Annotated in this window: 12 protein-coding genes; 8 read left to right on the forward strand and 4 right to left on the reverse strand. The window is 38.8% G+C overall.

Translation table 11 applies throughout. The features are described from left to right. Positions 1 to 44: 44 nt before the first annotated feature. Entirely contained in the window at positions 45 to 1,793 is a 1,749-nt protein-coding gene (locus PL9631_RS22155) for a potassium channel family protein (protein WP_083623719.1), read from the forward strand. A gap of 95 nt (positions 1,794 to 1,888) precedes the next feature. Here PL9631_RS22155 and rpsU read toward each other — a convergent pair whose 3' ends face one another. From rpsU to lipB, 3 genes are all read right to left on the reverse strand, one after another. After that, positions 1,889 to 2,104, reverse strand: a complete 216-nt coding sequence (gene rpsU / locus PL9631_RS22160) for a 30S ribosomal protein S21 (RefSeq protein WP_026788585.1) — start codon at positions 2,102 to 2,104, stop codon at positions 1,889 to 1,891. Between the two features lie 446 nt (positions 2,105 to 2,550). Further along, complete coding sequence (locus PL9631_RS22165; protein WP_083623721.1) at positions 2,551 to 2,874, reverse strand: RNA recognition motif domain-containing protein; 324 nt, start codon at positions 2,872 to 2,874, stop codon at positions 2,551 to 2,553. Between the two features lie 195 nt (positions 2,875 to 3,069). Continuing rightward, a complete protein-coding gene (gene lipB, locus PL9631_RS22170; RefSeq protein ID WP_407947605.1) occupies positions 3,070 to 3,735 on the reverse strand; it encodes a lipoyl(octanoyl) transferase LipB in 666 nt (221 codons plus the stop codon). A gap of 266 nt (positions 3,736 to 4,001) precedes the next feature. Here lipB and hpf point away from each other — a divergent pair, with 266 nt between their 5' ends. From hpf to PL9631_RS22190, 4 genes are all read left to right on the forward strand, one after another. Beyond that, entirely contained in the window at positions 4,002 to 4,649 is a 648-nt protein-coding gene (gene hpf, locus PL9631_RS22175) for a ribosome hibernation-promoting factor, HPF/YfiA family (RefSeq protein WP_083623726.1), read from the forward strand. A gap of 429 nt (positions 4,650 to 5,078) precedes the next feature. Beyond that, positions 5,079 to 7,733, forward strand: a complete 2,655-nt coding sequence (locus PL9631_RS22180; RefSeq protein ID WP_231516819.1) for a response regulator — start codon at positions 5,079 to 5,081, stop codon at positions 7,731 to 7,733. After that, positions 7,730 to 8,773, forward strand: a complete 1,044-nt coding sequence (locus PL9631_RS22185) for a diguanylate cyclase domain-containing protein (protein ID WP_083623729.1) — start codon at positions 7,730 to 7,732, stop codon at positions 8,771 to 8,773. The genes PL9631_RS22180 and PL9631_RS22185 overlap by 4 nt, the downstream gene beginning before the upstream one ends. Before the next feature lie 69 nt (positions 8,774 to 8,842). Beyond that, on the forward strand, positions 8,843 to 10,453 hold the full coding sequence (locus tag PL9631_RS22190) for a mechanosensitive ion channel family protein (RefSeq protein ID WP_231516820.1): 1,611 nt from the start codon (positions 8,843 to 8,845) through the stop codon (positions 10,451 to 10,453). Here the strand turns inward: PL9631_RS22190 and PL9631_RS22195 are convergent. Further along, positions 10,450 to 11,163 carry a DUF4079 domain-containing protein gene (locus tag PL9631_RS22195; protein WP_083623731.1) on the reverse strand — a complete coding sequence of 238 codons (714 nt, stop codon included), beginning with the start codon at positions 11,161 to 11,163 and terminating at the stop codon, positions 10,450 to 10,452. The genes PL9631_RS22190 and PL9631_RS22195 overlap by 4 nt on opposite strands. A gap of 124 nt (positions 11,164 to 11,287) precedes the next feature. Between PL9631_RS22195 and PL9631_RS22200 the strand changes: the two genes are divergently transcribed. From PL9631_RS22200 to PL9631_RS22210, 3 genes are read left to right on the forward strand one after another with little or no spacing between them, the layout of a single operon-like run. Then, a complete protein-coding gene (locus PL9631_RS22200) occupies positions 11,288 to 12,598 on the forward strand; it encodes an FAD-binding oxidoreductase (protein ID WP_083623733.1) in 1,311 nt (436 codons plus the stop codon). Between the two features lie 32 nt (positions 12,599 to 12,630). Beyond that, a complete protein-coding gene (locus PL9631_RS22205) occupies positions 12,631 to 14,037 on the forward strand; it encodes a (Fe-S)-binding protein (protein ID WP_083623736.1) in 1,407 nt (468 codons plus the stop codon). A 52-nt stretch (positions 14,038 to 14,089) separates the two neighbouring features. After that, complete coding sequence (locus PL9631_RS22210) at positions 14,090 to 16,492, forward strand: serine/threonine-protein kinase (RefSeq protein ID WP_083624317.1); 2,403 nt, start codon at positions 14,090 to 14,092, stop codon at positions 16,490 to 16,492. Positions 16,493 to 16,723: the final 231 nt, after the last annotated feature.

The raw sequence follows: 16,723 nt of genomic DNA on the forward strand, positions 1-16,723 counted from the left end.
TGGGAACGTTGGCTTGAGATTGCTTTTAGATGACAACAATACCTATGAAACCTCGAATCATTGTTTGTAGTTTAGGTCGCACGGGATATCAGATTTTTAGACTCCTGAAGCAACAAGGAGCTATTGTTGTGGGTATCAGCGATAAACCTATCCCCCAGGAAGGGTCTGATGTGGTGGTGGGAAATGGGCGATCAGCTTCAACTTTATTAGCCGCCGGGGTGAAGACAGCCAACGCTTTGATTTTAGCCGGAAATGATGAAGCCACAAATTTAGCAATTTTAATGCAAGCCCGAATTTTAAATCCTCAGATTCGGATTATTAATCGTTTATTTAATACCAATTTAGGATCGCGCCTGAATCAAACTTTACCCGAACATAGTACCATGAGCGTTTCGGCTCTGGCTGCTCCTGTATTTGCCTTTGCGGCTTTAGGAAATCAGGCGATTGGACAACTAGAATTATTTAATCAAACTTGGCCGATTCATGAAGAATTAATCGATGAAGATCATCCCTGGTTAGGAAATAGTTTGAGGGATTTATGGGCTGATTCCAATCGAATGTTAATTTATTATTTACCTTTTAAAGATAAAATTGATTTAGTTTCTGGGGTAATGGCGGATCAAAAGTTACAGGTAGGCGATCGCTTAATTATAGCTATCAAACCCAAACCCCATCAAATTCAAAAGGATCTCAAATATCGCTTTCTTAAATTAAAACGGGGACTACAAAAATTCAAACAATATGCTAAATCAGCTTTAATTGTTAGTTCGATTTTATGCCTAACTATATTAGGTGCTGCTTTAACCTATATTTTTGTCGATCCGACTTATTCTTTTGTGGATTCTCTCTATTTTTCCGTGGGGATGATTACCGGAGCCGGAGGTAATGAACAAGTAGTTGAACATTCCCCTGATAGTATTAAAATATTTACAGTGGTGATGATGTTAATGGGCACTGGCGTCGTCGGAATTAGTTATGCCCTATTAAATGATTTTATTTTAGGAACTCGTTTGAAAGATTATCTGGATGCGACCAGAGTTCCCGAACGCAATCACTATGTTATTTGTGGATTAGGTGAATTAGGATTAAATATTGCTCAACATTTATATCAACGGGGCTATGAAGTAGTCGTTATTGAACGTGATCCTAATAGCCGTTTTCTCAGTACCGCCAAGGGGTTAAAAATTCCAATTTTTGAAGGAGATGCCAGTTTAGCTAATACCCTAAAAGGTGTTAATATCGAAGCAGCAGAAGCATTATTAGCCGTTACTAATGATGATACGGGAAATTTAGAAATTGCTTTAAGTGCCAGGGGGTTAGCACCTCGCCTAAGGGTGATTACTCGCACCCATGACTCCCATTTTGCCTTGATGGTACAACAGATTTTTGATTTTGAAGCGGTATTAAATACAACGGAAATCGCGGCTCCAGCCTTTGCTGCTGCTGCCCTGGGAGGAAAAATCTTAGGAAGTGGAATTACGGCCGATAGTTTGTGGGTGGCTTTAGGAACCTTGATTACCCACAATCACCCTTTTTGTGGGAAACGAGTCCAAGAGGTTGCTAGAAAAGCTGATTTTGTTCCCTTATATATTGAAACTGCCTATCAAACGATTCACAGTTGGGAACTGTTAAATTTTCTCCTGCAACCCGGGGATATCTTATATTTGACTATGCCAGCCCATCATATTGAGCAACTGTGGCACACTCTCCCCCCAGAACGATTTCCCTGGGAGGATAACCCCGTATTGAGTCGAGAGTCGAGCCTAGGGCCAACGAAAAAATTAATGGGTTAAGGAACAGGTACAGCAAACTGTTAGCCATAAACTATGTCTGACTGATGACGGACAAGCGCCGACTAACTGCTCACTGCAAATGTCCGCTTTTCCCCTTAAGGTTCACTATTTTGAAATTGTTGTCTACGGTTACGAAGGCGACGGCGTTCTTTATGGCGAGCTACCTCTTTCCGCTTGCGTTTTTGTCCGGGGGTTTCAAAATGACGATTTTTTTTCAGATCGGCAAAAATGCCAGCTTGTGAAACTTTTCGTTTAAAGCGACGTAAAGCAGACTCTAATTGCTCAGTTTCACCGAGAACGACTTGGCTCATTCCATATTCTCCCAGTTAAAATTATAGATTGGTTTAACAAGCTGCCCTAATTTAGCGGACAGAAACAAATGGGAATCAGATATCTTTTCCCGTTTCCCCGAAGCGGTTATGATGGCTTTAGACGGCCTCCAAGAGCAACCACGGGGAATATCCACTTGAATCGAAGCATGGTAGAAAAAAAATTTCCCATACGGCTTGGTGTTTGCCGTTTACTCCCCATACAGAGCAGTTCTTAGTATAACACAAATTGTGACCACAATTCATCCCACGCCTTATTAACACTCTGCCCCTAAACAGAGGCAGATTCTTTAAGACTTGCTTAAAAGGGATAGTCAAATACCCCCTGTACACTCAAAACAACTATCAATAAAGATAATTTAGGGGAACAAATTCCCGTCTGTCGTCTTTGGGTCGTCTAGGGCTCATTCTTAATTTGTGAAAAGATCCTAGCGACGGGAATAGCCGCCACCACCGCCACCACCGCCACCCCAGCCGCCACCGCCGCCACGGGGGGATTTGCTGCGTTCTTCTTGGGGACGAGCTTTATTTACCTTCAGGGTGCGCTCCATCCATTCAGCCCCATCTAACTCTTGAATAGCTTTGGCTTCTTGATCTTCAGTTTCCATTTCTACAAAACCGAAACCTCGTTTGCGTTGGGTTTCACGGTCAATAGGAAGTTGAACTTTTTTTATCGTTCCATATTCGCCAAAGACCTCTTTAAGATCATCTTCTGTGACGCTGTACGATAAATTGCCAACGTAAATAGTCATTACTTACCTCTTAAAATCGAGTGGTGTGCAGAGATTGGAATTCGGAGGTAAGCGAGTAGGACTTACACTAAACAGAAAAATTTTTCCTGATTCGGGCATTACAGGGCTACCGATACCTAATCCATCGGATATTGTAACATAATTTTCAACGATTACCAGTGCGGGGGAAATAATCTTTGGGCTCTAACAGAATTGTTAATGAATTGTTAATTTTAAGTCAGGAGGAATCAACTCCAGTCCGAAGACTTGAGCAAAGGTTTCTGCAACTTGTAAACGGACTGCTTCTAAACTAATCCCGGGAATAAATTGGGCTAAACTACCCACGGGTTTATCGGCAATACCACAGGGAACAATTGCTTTAAACCCACTCAAGTCGGGGCAAACATTTAAAGAAAAACCGTGCATGGTAATCCAACGACTGACTTTGATCCCCACGGCCGCCACCTTGGTTTGATTAATCCAAACTCCTGTCAATCCCGGAATTCTTTCTCCGGGGAGTCCATAGCTGTCTAGGACTTGAATTAACACCTGTTCTAACTGCCGTAAATACCAATGTAAATCAGGGGTGTGGCGTTGTAGATTTAAAATCGGATAGGCGACTAGCTGCCCAGGACAATGGTAGGTTACTTCCCCTCCCCGTTCGACCCGATGGAGTTCGGCCGGAGTTTGGTCGGGATCGAACTTCAGAAATCGTAAATCGGCTCCTTGTCCCAAGGTATAGACAGGAGGATGTTCTAATAGGATCAACACATCATCGAGATCGGGGTTGAGTTTGCGATCTTGAACCAAGGATTGTTGCCAATTCCAGGCTATTGTATAGGGAACCGATCCAAAGTAATAAATTTGACAGGGGAAAGCCACAATAACCGTTAAAAAAAGAAGTGAACAGGAGATAGAGTAACAGATTTGATGCTAATATAATAAGTATGAATACTTAATTTACCTCCGAGGAGAGCAGAAAAAACGTACAAGAGATCAGAAAAAAAATCAAGCGGTTTTGGACGAAACCTAACCCCAGAAAAGTCAAGAATTGTCACAGGATCAAAAAAAACTGTAATGGGTGAAGTTTGGTATCAGGTTAGTGTTAAGGTGAGAATATGCCCACATTATGAGCGGGAGGGAGCTTTATGAAGCTTGTTATCCAGGGTAAAAATTTAGAAGTTACGACGGCAATTCATGAATACGTACATCAAAAAATCACAAAAGCTGTCAGTCATTTTGAACAATTGACAACGGAAGTGGATGTACATTTATCAGTTGCCCGGAACCCTCGGATCAATCCAAAACAAACCGCAGAAGTGACAATTTATGCCAACGGAACTGTGATTCGGGCTCAAGAAAGTAGTGAAAATCTTTACGCCAGCATTGATCTAGTCGCCGACAAAATTGCTCGCCAACTGCGGAAGTACAAAGAAAAACGTCAGGATAAGAGTCAAAATCTACCTAAAACCGGTGAAGTCGTTATTGAGCATCCGGTGGTTGAAGACTTGATCGGGGATCGTTCTCCTGAACTACCCCCAGAGGTGATTCGCACCAAATATTTTGCGATGCCTCTGATCAGCGTTGACGAGGCTTTAGAACAGCTTCAATTTATTGATCATGATTTTTATATGTTCCGCAATGCGGAGACGGAAGAAATTAATGTGATCTACAAGCGTTCTAATCACCGTGGTTATGGCGTGATTCAACCTCGCCACGGAGACGCAGAAAGTAACGGTAAATCTACTCAGACCAATACTGAGACTTTGAGTTCGCCCAAAGCCGCTCAAGTCTAGGGGGGTCAGGGGTTTGACACACCGCCAAACCCCGATCGCAACTGTAAGGACAAATTATTAAAGATGAGTCTTTGTTGGAACAGTATTCTAGTCTAGGACGCTTTGGCTCAAAAAAAGACCATCAGAACCGTGCCATATTAGGATGGAACGTTTGAAGCTCCACCCCAGGAATGGCGGTGGATTTTTTTAATTCGTGCATAGTCCACAGCACAGAAACAGTCTCACAAGAGTTAAGAATTAAGAGTTAAGCGTTAAGCCATAAAAGTTCAGCGTTAAGAGTAGAGATTGAGATTTTCTCTTTACTGATAACTGATAACTGTTTAGTGATAACTGATTATGCTGTTGGCTTTTAGATTAAGCCGGTTCAATACCCGTTTCGGTTGAACTAATTTTTAGTGGATGATTCTGAAAAAGTTGATCTTCTCGGGTGTGGCTAAACCCATTATTTTGGTAAAAGTTATGTTGAACCGTGCTAATGATGCCCCGGCTTCCAGAATTTTAATTGTTGATGATGTTCCAGAAAATCTGGAACTGCTTTATCATGTGTTGACGGATGCCGGGTATGAAGTTGATACAGCTTTAGATGGAGAAGCGGCTTTAGAACAAATTAATCGTCATTCTCCAGAAGTAATTTTACTGGACATCATGATGCCCGGTTTGAATGGTTATGAATTGTGCAAACAATTAAAGGCTTGCCCGCAAACCCGGGATATTCCTGTAATTTTTATTAGTGCTCTGGCCGAAATTAATAAAAAAGTCAAAGGTTTTGAAGTGGGCGGGGTGGACTATATTACCAAACCCTTTGAGATTGAAGATGTGATGGTTCGAGTCAAAAATCAGTTAACCATTGTTGAACAACAAAAACAGTTACAAGAACAAAAAGCTCAATTAGAAAAAGAAATTAAAGAGCGACGACGGGTTGAAACAGCGCTCCAACAAAGTATTAAACGGGAAAAGACCAGCGCTCGTGTGATTCAACGAATGCGCCAAACCCTTAACTTGAATAAAATCTTTAAATCCACAACTGTAGAGTTGAGGAAGGTATTACATTGCGATCGGGTGGTGATTTATCAGTTTAACCCCGACTGGAGTGGAAAATTTGTGGCTGAGTCGGTAGAAACGGGTTGGCTCCCTTTAATTAAAGCTCAATATCAAGATCCGGTCATGGTACAAACGGCAATTTTAAATTCCGATTGTGTCTTTGAATCCTTAACGGCAACATCTGAAATTGTGGTTGAAGATACTTATTTGCAAGAAACCCAAGGTGGTGTTTACCGCCGGGGAGTTACTTATCGATGTGTTGAAAATATTTATCAATCTAAATTTAGTCCTTGTTATATTAATTTTTTAGAACGATTTCAAGTTAAATCTTATTTAACGGTTGCTATTTTTTGTGCGAATAAACTGTGGGGTTTATTAGGAGCCTATCAAAGTTCAGATTTTCGCAAATGGCACCACATAGAAATTTCAATGGTGGTTCAAATTGCCAGCCAATTAGGGGTTGCGGTTCACCAAGCCCAACTTTTTACCAAGATTCAAGAGCAAACTGAAGAATTAAAAATTGCCAAAAAAGCAGCGGAGTCAGCCAATGCTGCCAAAAGTCAATTTTTAGCCAATATGAGTCATGAATTACGGACGCCGTTGAATGCGATTTTAGGCTTTGCTCAAATCATGAAAAATGATAATTCTTTATTAGCAGAACACCGAAAGCATATCGAAATTATCAATCGTAGTGGAGAACATTTACTGGATTTAATTAATGATGTTTTAGAGCTTTCTAAAATTGAAGCCGGGAAGATTACCCTGAGTGAAACTCGATTTGATCTGTTAATATTAATCGATAATATGAAGGATATGCTGCGATTAAAAGCCGAGAGTAAAGGCTTATTGTTTGAGTTTAATATTTCTCATACCGTTCCTCAATATATTATTACCGATGAAAGAAAACTTCGTCAAATTCTAGCTAATTTATTGGGAAATGCGATTAAATTTACGGAAACAGGTGCGGTTAAATTGCGAGTAAGTGCCGGATTTAAACCACCATCAGAAAACGAGGAAACTGACCAGGATACTAACCGATTTTCACGTTTGAACTTGCACCCTGGATTAGAAGAAATACAAGAGAATCAAAAAATCAATCTTAAATTTGAAATTGAAGATACCGGAGCCGGAATTTCCGCCGAAGAATTACCTTTATTATTTGAGGCATTTACCCAAACAGAAGTCGGCCGTCAATCGGGTCAAGGAACGGGTTTAGGACTGCCGATTAGTCGTCATTTTGTCCAATTAATGGGGGGAGATATTCAAGTGCAATCAATCCCCCAACAAGGCTCAACCTTTAGCTTTGAAATCCAAGCAAGAATAGATAGGGAAACCAGCCTCTACCCCAGTCAAAATCAGCAACAAATTATTCATCTTGCCCCGGATCAAAATCCCGTTCGGATTTTAATTGTGGATGATGATGCGGATAATCGGTCATTATTAGTTAAAATGTTAAATAGGATCGGTTTTGAGGTACAAGAAGCCGGCGATGGTCAAGAGGCATTAGAGCTTTGGCAAAGTTGGCAACCGGATTTAATTTGTTTAGATATGCAATTACCAATTCTGGATGGCTTTGCTGCGGCCCGTCAAATTCGGAGTCAAGAACAGCAACGGTCTATTCCAATTTTAGCGATTACTGCCTCTGTTTTTGAGAGAGAGCGACAATCTATTTCAGTTTCTGGATGTAATGATTGGATCAGTAAGCCGTTTAAAGAAGAAGTTTTGTTAGAAAAAATTCGAGAACATCTAGGAGTGAAATATGTCTATCAAGAATCCTATTTAAGTTATACAACATTGCCCAAGATAACAACATCTTTGGTCAGTTCTGCATTAAAAAATCAACTGGCGAGGTTACCTGATTCATTAATTAAACAATTACATCATGCTGCCACCCAATGTAGTGACGATTTAGTTTTACAATTAATTGATCAAATTCCAGAAGAATTTTTGGAGTTGAGCCAGGTCATTCAAGAATGGGTATTAAATTTTAGATTTGACCTCATTATTGATTTAACTTATCAGATTCAATCCTCCAAGCAATGAATAACGAGCAAAATCCCCGAAATCCTTGTGATATATTAATTGTTGATGATTACCCCGAGAATTTACGAGTTTTAACTGCAATTTTAGTTGAGCAAGGATATCGGGTGAGAAAATCTATCACTGGTCAAATGGCACTGACTACAATTGAAGCCCAAGTCCCTGATTTAATCTTATTAGACATTCAACTTCCTGATATTAATGGTTATGATCTCTGTCGTCAGATTAAAGCAAATCCCCGCACCTATGCGATTCCGATTATAATGATTAGTATTCATGATCAAGCCGAAGATATTGTTAGAGCTTTTGCCGAAGGAGCGGTAGATTATATCAAAAAACCATTCCAACCAGAAGAAGTAATTATTAGAGTGAAAACTCAAATGATGATCCAAAATCTTTATAATCAATTAGAATACCAAAATCGCACCTTGTTTGAAAAAAATCATCAGCTTCAGTCAGAGGTTGAGCAACGGATTCAAATGGAAGAATCCTTAAAAGCAGCGAATTTACAATTGGAAAAGCTGGCATTTATTGACAGTCTGACAGAGTTGGGAAATCGCCGTTATTTTGATGAACAATTGCCGCGAATTTGGCGACAGATGGCTAGAAACAAACAATTAGTTTCCTTAATTATTTGTGATTTAGATTATTTTAAAATCTATAATGATACCTATGGTCATCCGGCTGGCGATCTTTGTCTTAAACAAGTGGCTCAAGCGATTAAGCGTGCACTCAAACGTCCGGGGGATGGCGTTTTTCGTTATGGTGGAGAGGAGTTTGTGATTATTCTCCCTGAAACTTCCCTAGAAGGTGCGATCCAAGTGACTAAAAATATACAGCTTGAAGTAGAACAACTTCACCACCTAAACACTAATTTTTATATCTATAAAAAAACAACATTAAGTTTTGGAATTTCCTGTGAATATCCCGAACCGAATACATCACCAACGGCTTTAATTATTCAAGCCGATCAAGCGCTTTATGAAGCTAAAATACAAGGCCGTAATACCTATGCTATTTATTCTTATCCCAGTCCTTTTTAATCTAATTTAGTTGTGAAATATTTCAAAAAAAAGTCCTTAAAATGGAGAATAAACCTTAGTAAAATTATTTTGCTGGTTTTGATTTGCTGTTTCTATTTATTGCCCTTACCCGGAGCAGCACAGGAACAATTTCAACCGTTATTTCAATCCAATATTGCGGCAGTTACTTTAGATGGACGTGCTATTTTTAAAGTTGCTGGAGCGGAAAATTTAACGGCTCAAGAACGAGCAGAAATGATTAGTACCAAACTGCAAGAAGCTGCCACATCAACCCAACCCGTAGAAGTTAAAGTTAAACCCATCAATCAACAACCCACTCTCTGGTTAAATAATTCCTATTTACTGACCGTAACTGAAGGGGATACACAAAGCCAAAATATTCCTGAAGATCACGCTCAAATTTTGCGTTCTAATATTCAAGTATCAATTGATCAAGCCCGGAAAGAACGGAGTGGTAATTTTATCAAAAAAGCAGTAGTTAACAGTTTCTTAGTGCTGTGCTTGGGCGTTTTACTGCATTGGGGATTAGGTAAATTTTTGCATCCCTATCTTCGTCGTTTGTTTGGATTTTTGGCTGATCATTCTCCCGGTTTTAATCCTATCAATAATCAGCAAAATTATTTAGAATTATTTTTGACTATAACACTAAAAAGTATAAAATTAGGATTATGGATTGGAATTATTATTTATATTACCAATCAATTCCCATTCACCCGAATTTTAAGCTATCAATTAACAAATACTCTGATTTCCACATTAACATCTAAACTGATTACAATTAATAAATCCTCCTATTCTATTCCTGACTTACTAATTTTAATACTTTTAGTTTGGGGATTAATTGTTTCTGCTAAAGTAATCACAGATATTTTACAATCCCGGGTATTAAATGCTACTCGAATTAGTCGAGGTTCTCAAGAAGTTGTCAGCGTAATTTTTAGATATGGGTTTATTTCCCTAGGAACCCTGGTTTTATTACAGGTTTGGGGTTTAGATTTAAGTTCTTTAACCATTTTAGCTAGTGCCTTAAGTGTCGGAATTGGGTTTGGATTTCAAGATATTGCTAAAAATTTTGGCAGTGGTTTAGTCTTATTATTTGAGCAGCCGATTCAGATAGGAGATTTTATACAAGTTGGTGATTATATGGGAACTGTAGAACGAGTGGGAGCTCGAAGTACGGTGATTAAAACCTTAGATCAAGTCTCGATTATTGTCCCTAATTCTCGTTTTTTAGAATCAGAATTAACGAATTGGCATCATGATGATCCGGTTTCGGGTGTCCGTCTCGCGATTGGTGTCGCCTATAGTTCCAGTGTAGAAATTGTCAAAGACTTATTATTAATCGCAGCCGAGGAAAATTCTGAAGTTTTATCTATTCCGAATCCTCAAGTTTTATTTAAAGGATTTGGGGACAATTCATTGAATTTTGAATTGCGAGTTTGGACATCTAAACCCTGTCGTCAGTTTTTAATTAAAAGTGATCTTTATTTTAAAATAGAAGCCCTGTTTAGACAATATAAAATAGAAATTCCTTTTCCCCAACGGGATGTTAATTTTCGGGGAACCCTGCCTTTAGAATTATCTGCTGATTTGCAAAATATAATTAAAAAAATTGCTCAAAATAATGATCAATCCCCCCAAAATTTAGAGAATTCTGGAGAGGAAGATTCTAACGCTTAACCTTGAGGCAATTGAGGACAGGTTTTCTGATTCCAGTCACATTGATAGAGATGTTGTTGTTGCCAACTGAGGGGAATTTCTAGTAAATCTCGGGTTCCCGTCATCCCTTGACCTAGAAACAATAATAAAGCGATACAATTTAAAACCGTATGGGTGATTCTCCAGCGATTGGATTGATAAATTTCAGGAACAATTGCTAAGGCAAAAACCATTAATAACGCCGCAGCTACCCCATAGTAATAATGAGAAACTTGCCATTCATATCCTCGTCTAAAAACTCCCTCTTGACATCCAATTACTACAATTCCCATTCCGGTTAACGTGGCAAAAACTCCTCGCCAAATCCTTTGATTTGGTTTAGCTTTATAGAGTAAAATCAGTGAAGAAATCGTGAATATAAACATAAAAATAATAAAAATAGCTTGGGGCATTTTCTCGGGGGATAAATCTTTAAAAACCCCCTTAAAATAAATTGAATACGCCAAACCAACTAACGTAATTCCCACCACCGAACCCGTTAACCACCGACCTATTTTTAAATGTTCTTGCCCAACATTTGCCGGAATTTTAGTTTTATTCTCGGGTTCAGAACGATGTAGACGGCGTTGACGGGTTTGCCATGCCATATAAACAGAAATCCCGATTAGGGGAAACACAAAAACCACCGCCAATACGGGATGAATTAATCCCATAATATCCTTGAGTTCCATACATCTCCTAAAAAAATTACTACCGATTGCTGAAATTGGGTTTCCCTGATTACCTATTCTGGTATTTATTGCTATAGAATAGTTATAACTTAATTTTGCTTTAATCAATCTCTGAATTTTTTAAATGAACGCAATTTCTAGCACTAACCCTAAACACCGACAGGAATTAGAGAAAATCCTAGGGGCAGGAAATGTCCAACCCTGGGGCGAAATTGACTCTATACAACACCAACAAATCATTCAAGGTTTAGCACCAGAAACTCCAATTGAAGGGATAATATATCCTCAAACTCAAGAACAATTGGCGGAAGTTATTGCCTATACCCACCAACATCAATTAAAGGTTTTACCCTGCGGTTTTTGTAGTAAAATTGATTGGGGAGGACTGGTCAAAAATATTGATTTTGTAGTTAGTACCCAGGGTATGAATCAACTAATTGAACACGCCGTTGGCGATTTAACTGTCACCGTAGAAGCGGGGATAAAATTTTCCCAACTGCAAGCTATTTTAGCTCAAGAAAATCAAGTTTTAGGATTTGACCCCAGCTATCCTGAAACCGCAACAATTGGCGGAATTATTGCCACGGGGGATACTAATTCTCTCCGACACCGTTATCGGAGTATTCGAGATTTGATCCTGGGGATTTCCATTGTTCGTTATGATGGAAAAATCGCTAAAGCTGGCGGTCGAGTTGTGAAAAATGTAGCGGGTTATGATTTAATGAAACTATTTACAGGTTCCTATGGGACTTTAGGAATTATTAGTCAAATTACCCTGCGAGTTTATCCCCAAGTTGAAGCGTCTGGGACGGTAATCTTAACCGGAGAAGCGTCGGGAATTTCCCAAGTCAATCAAATTTTATTATCTTCTGCTTTAACTCCTTTAGCTGTGGATTTAATCTCATCTAAATTATCAAAAAAATTGGGATTTGGAGATAATTTAGGTTTGATAGTTCGGTTCCAAAGTATTCCCGAAAGTGTGCAACAACAATCGCAACGCTTAATGGAAGTAGCAGAAAAATTAGGGTTAAAAGCAATTTATTCTGACTCCGATGAGGAGAATTTATGGCAACAATTAAAACAGCTAATTTGGCAATCTGAATCTGAAGATTCTATTATTTGTAAAATAGGAATTACCCCCACCTCTGCGGTCAAAACCTTAATCGAGTCTCAAACCATCGGCGTTATTCATGCTGGAGTCGGTTTAGGGGTATTAAGGTTTGACGGCATTTCTCCACAAACCCTGTTAAAATCAAGAAATTGGTGTGAATCTCAAGGAGGGTTTCTATCAATTTTAAAAGCACCTGTAGACCTAAAACAAGAGTTAGAAGTTTGGGGATATGCCGGAAATGGTTTAAATTTGATGCGTCAAATTAAACAACAATTTGATCCTCAAAATCAGTTTAGTCCCAATCGTTTTGTTGGTGGAATTTAATTCATAAATTATTTTAGGAGAATCTTGTTAAAATGCCAACCTCTGATCAAATTATTGACCCTCAATTAATTCCTGCTAAAGACAGTAACTTTTTAGGGCAAAATCCCCATTTAAACCCCAATGAAATTCCGGGTTTTGACTCCACAAATCCCCCTAATCCTAATTTAATTAGTACCTGTGTTCACTGCGGATTCTGTTTATCAACTTGTCCGAGTTATCGGGTTTTAGGAACGGAAATGGACTCCCCTCGAGGGCGGATTTATTTAATGGATGCCATTTCTAAAAATGACGCCGCTTTAGGAGAAACCAGCGCCGAACATTTTGATAGTTGTTTGGGATGTTTAGCTTGTGTTACCACTTGTCCTTCCGGCGTTAAATATGATCAATTAATTGCCGCTACCCGTCCCCAAATTGAAAGAAATGTTCCGAGAAGTTTATCCGACCGTTTAATTCGAGGATTAATTTTTAATTTATTCCCCTATCCCAAGCGTCTAAAGGCGTTTTTAATCCCGCTTTTTATCTATCAAAAATTAGGGTTACAAAAAATAGTCAGAAAAACGGGTTTATTACCGAAAATATCTCCTCGTTTAGCGGCAATGGAATCAATTTTACCTGCTATTCCTAAAGATGCTTTTCGAGAAGATTTCCCGGTTATTATTCCCGCCCAAGGGGAAAAACGCTATCGAGTCGGGGTGATTTTAGGCTGTGTTCAACGGTTATTATTTAACCCCGTTAATGAAGCCACGGTGAGGGTTTTAACCGCCAATGGGTGTGAAGTTGTGATTCCTAGAAATCAAGGTTGTTGTGGGGCGTTACCCGAACATCAAGGACAAACCGAACAGTCCCACACCTTAATTAAACAAATGATTGACCGATTTTCTGGGACTCGTTTGGATGCTATTATTATTAATGCGGCGGGCTGTGGTCATACCTTAAAAGAATATGGACATATCTTAAAAGATGATCCCGAATATCGAGAAGCAGCGCAAGAATTTTCGGCAAAAGTTAAAGATATTCAGGAATTTTTAGTCGAAATTGGGTTAACAAAAACCCTGTCTCCTTTAACAGAAACTGGAGAATTAACGATTGTTTATCAAGATGCTTGTCATTTATTACATGGACAAAAAATTAGCTCCCAACCCCGTCAACTGCTGCAACAAATTCCGGGGGTAAAATTGCGCGAACCCATGGATGCGTCTTTGTGTTGTGGAAGTGCCGGAATTTATAATTTATTGCAACCAGAAATTGCCGATGAATTAGGACAGCAAAAAGCAGAAAATTTAACCAATACGGGGGCAGAATTAATCGCGTCTTCTAATCCCGGTTGTTCGTTGCAAATTAAAAAACATCTACAATTGCAAGGAAAAGATATTATGTTAATGCACCCAATAGAATTACTTGATTATTCAATTCGAGGGGAGAAAATTAACATTTCATAGTTTATTCACGATTAATGTCATAATCAAACAAAATAGGGTCAATATTTTTGCTATGGTTGGTCAGCTTTTAGACGGACGCTATCAAGTCATAGACGTGATTGAGTCAACGGATTTTGGGAAAACCTATCTCGCCAAAGATACTCGGCGACCCGGTGAGTCGTTGTGTTTTGTTAAACATTTGCATCTGACTCCAGCAGATGCCAAACTCGTTAATGTAGCCCGTCAGCGCTTTCAACAAGAAGCCAAGGTTTTGGAAAAACTCTCTCAACATGATCAAATTCCCCAACTATTAGCTTATTTTGAAGAAAATCGAGAATTTTATTTAGTCGAATCCTATGTTTCGGGTCACTCATTAATGGATGAGATGTTACCCGGCAAACCCTTAACAGAAAATCAAGTCATTAATTTACTCACCGATGTATTAGGAATTCTGAGATTTGTTCATCAACAGGGCGTAATTCATCGGGATATTAAACCCAGTAATTTAATCCGTCGTCAAACCGATGGAAAATTTATTTTACTGGATTTTGGAGCCGTTCAAGAAATTAATTTAAACTCCCATCAAGATTCCCCCATCAGTCGGGTGGGAACCCTTGAATATATGCCCATTGAACAGTTCCAATGTCATCCCCATTTTAATAGTGATATTTATGCTTTGGGGATGATTGCCATTCAAGGATTAACGGGTTTACCCGCTTCCGAATTGCCAAAACTGCGAAGAAATAATGGTTCAGATACAGGTGAAATATTCTGGCGACATTTGGCAATTGTCAGTGTTGAATTGGGCGATATTATTGATAAAATGGTGCGGTCTGATTATCACCAACGTTATCAATCTGTTGATGAAGTTTTATCAGCCATAAAAACCCTGCGTTCTGCCTCGGCACCTAATCTTTCTAAGCTGGAAATCTATCGAGAAGAAGTTCAACGGTGTGCTAACCATCATCGAGGAGAAATTTCAATTATCGGTCGGCAAATTTTAGAGGAATTACGATTAAGTTTAGAACTATTACCCGAAGATGCAGAAGCGGTTGAAGATGAAATTTTAAACCCTTATCGTAAATATCATGAAAAGGGAGAACGTTATGAACAAGCTTTAATTGCCACGATGCAACAGGAATACCCATTTAGTCCAGAAACTCGCGAAGAACTGAAACGATTTCAACAACTTTTAGGGTTAAATGATCAAGATATTGCTATTATTGAAAAACAAGTTTTACCCCAATCTATTTTAACTAAAATTGCTAAATTTATCCGTAATTTTGGCTGGATTTCTTCCTTTTCTCCCCCTGAAAATATAGAGTTTAAACCTTCTCAAAAATCTGGGTTTTCTCCCCGACTGGCTTTGGGTTTAGGATTGATTAGTTTATTGGGAATAATTTGGGCAATCTCTGAATATCAGAAATCGAGAAATTTACAAGAATTACAAACCCAAAAAATTAATAATATTCAGCAACTTTTAGTCGCCGGAAAATATGATCAATGTTTAAACGAAGCTGAAAATATTACTGAAACCTCTTTTCAGGATCAATCACTTAAAAACCTGATCCAAAAATGTGAGGATAAAGTATTTTGGAAAACCGTAACTCCTGAAAATTTCGCCCAACATTCCGATGCAGTTTGGGCTGTTACCTTCAGTCCCGATAGTCAAACAATTGCCAGTGGGAGTCAAGATACAACTTTGAAATTGTGGGATATTAAAACTAGGAAAGAAATTAAAAGTTTAGTGGGAGATTTCTCCCCAATTTATGCTGTAGATTTTAACTCCGATGGCACAGAAATATCCTCTGGAAGTGGGTTATGGCGGATTTTAGAATGGAATTTGACTACTGGAAAAGAGTATGCACCCCTAGAACATTTAGCCACGATTTGGTCAATTGATGTTAGTCCCGATAATCAAAAAATTGCCAGTGCGAGTGCGGATAAAACTGTGAAAATTTGGGATCGACAAACGGGAGAAATTTTGCAGAATTTTACCGATCATCAAGATCAGGTTTATGCGGTTGTTTTTAGTCCCGATGGTCAACGATTAGTTACAGCTTCTCAAGATAAAACCATTAAAATTTGGCAAGTAGAAACAGGAGAATTGTTAAATACTTTAACCGGACATTTAGAAGGAGTGCGATCGCTGACAATTAGTTCCGATGGTAAAATTATTGTTAGTGGTAGCTTGGATGATACCGTTAAAGTTTGGAACCTAGAAACTGGAGCGTTAATTCAGACTTTAACCGGACATTCTAACGATGTCTTATCCGTCGCCATCAGTCCCGATAACCTGATTATTGCTAGTAGCAGTCGAGATAAAACTATTAAACTATGGAATTTAAAAACGGCAGAATTATTAAATACCTTAACCGGACATCAAGATGATATTCATTCGATTAAATTTAGTCCCGATAGGAATAGTTTAGTTAGTGCAAGTAAGGACAAAACGATTAAATTGTGGGTGCGTTAATATCAACTCCGTAGAGACGTGCCATGGCGCGTCTCTCTGCACAAAAGTCGAGGAAAGCAAAGACAAACTATCAAGTACAAAACGATTAAATTAGCCCTCTTCTGTCAGTCTCCGAAACCAACAAGTAATAAAAAGTAGAGTTATCCATTAGACATCTCCGAAATAAAAATGGGGAGGGATACTTGATGGTAAAATTAGATTTTACCCCAAGGAGAGATGACTAAATCAAGA

The organism is Planktothrix paucivesiculata PCC 9631 (assembly GCF_900009265.2).
Taxonomy (GTDB): domain Bacteria; phylum Cyanobacteriota; class Cyanobacteriia; order Cyanobacteriales; family Microcoleaceae; genus Planktothrix; species Planktothrix paucivesiculata.